Genomic DNA, 1,423 nt, shown 5'->3' on the forward strand with positions numbered 1-1,423 from the left:
AGAGAGCGGTTTGTGAGTGTTTGACTGGTTCTGGTGTCACCTGATGGTGTGAGTGTGGACTGGAGTTCGCTCGCTCGGCGCCGCTGCTCTGCTGGGGTTGGCGGCGTGAGTGAACGCAAGCCGTACCCAAGCGACTTATCCGACGAGCAGTGGTCGTTGATCGAGCCGGTCATCACAGCGTGGAAGGACCGGCATCGGTCTGTGAGCGGCCATCAGGGCGCCTATGCGATGCGGGAGATCGTGAACTCGATCCTTTACCAGGGCAGGACCGGTTGCCAGTGGGCTTACCTCCCGCACGATCTGCCGCCGAAGAGCGCGACGTACTACTACTTCGCCGCCTGGCGCGACGACGGGACCGACCAGATCATCCACGAACTCCTGCGCTGCCAGGTCCGCGAGCGGGCCCGCCGATTAGAGGACCCGACCCTGGTGGTCCTGGACACGCAGAGCGTCCACGTGGCCGCCGGGGTCCCCGCCTCCACGACCGGCCGGGACCCGGCGAAACGGGTTCCCGGTCGCAAACGGGCCCTGGCCGTCGACGTGTTGGGCCTGGTCATAGCCGTCATCGTCCTGGCCGCGAACACGCACGACAACGCCGCGGGCATCGCCCTTCTGGACCAGGTCGCCCAACACGCCGGCGGCACCGTCCGCAAGGCGCTGGTCGACCAGGGCTTCAAGAAACAGGTAGTCGCGCACGGCGCCGGCCTGGGCATCGACGTGGAGATCGTCGAACGCAACCCGCAGGACAAGGGCTTCGTTCCGCAGCCGAAACGCTGGAGGGTCGAGCAGACCTACGGGATCCTGCTACTGCACCGGCGCCTGGTCCGCGACTACGAGCACCGACCGTCCTCCTCCGCCTCGCGTGTCTACTGGGCTATGACCCAGGTCATGGCCCGTCGCTTGACCGGCGCGAACACGCCCACCTGGCGCGACCCGCAGGCGGTGAGCGCGTGACCATCCAGCCCCTCCTCGACGCGCTCGATGTCCAGGAGGACGCCGCGCAGGCCCTGGCCGACGACCTCCGCACGCAGATCGAGGAACTGCAACGCCAGCTACAGGAGGCCGAGACCCAGCTCGAACACCTCGCGATCACCCGCAAGACCGTCACCGCCCTCGCCGACCGCCTCCCGGCTCGGGCTACCCCGCCCGAACACCCGGACTACCCCCGCATCCTCGCTCTCTTCAACGAGGCGACCGGCCCCCTGCGGGCCCGTGACGTCTGCGAAGCCCTCGGCCACGAACCACTGCCGAAGAACATCGAAGGCACCCGCGCCAAGCTGAAACGCCTGGTCAAACTCGACGTCCTCATCGAAGTCGACACCGGCAGCTTCACCAAGAAGCAGTAGCCGACCGAACCCCCGCAGCCAGCAGCCCTCTCCCCAACCTCAACTCGAAACGGACATCAACTCTCGAACCGCCCTCT

Annotated in this window: 2 protein-coding genes; both read left to right on the forward strand. The window is 67.0% G+C overall.

Features of this window, described 5'->3' with window-relative positions; all coding sequences use genetic code 11:
- Positions 1 to 105: 105 nt before the first annotated feature.
- On the forward strand, positions 106 to 954 hold the full coding sequence (locus AB0P06_RS36890; protein ID WP_363615384.1) for an IS5 family transposase: 849 nt from the start codon (positions 106 to 108) through the stop codon (positions 952 to 954).
- Entirely contained in the window at positions 951 to 1,346 is a 396-nt protein-coding gene (locus AB0P06_RS36895) for a hypothetical protein (protein WP_363615386.1), read from the forward strand. Before AB0P06_RS36890 ends, AB0P06_RS36895 begins: the two co-directional genes overlap by 4 nt.
- The last annotated feature ends 77 nt before the right edge of the window (positions 1,347 to 1,423 follow it).

The organism is Kitasatospora sp. NPDC088351 (assembly GCF_040685575.1).
In the GTDB taxonomy this organism is placed as follows: domain Bacteria; phylum Actinomycetota; class Actinomycetes; order Streptomycetales; family Streptomycetaceae; genus Kitasatospora.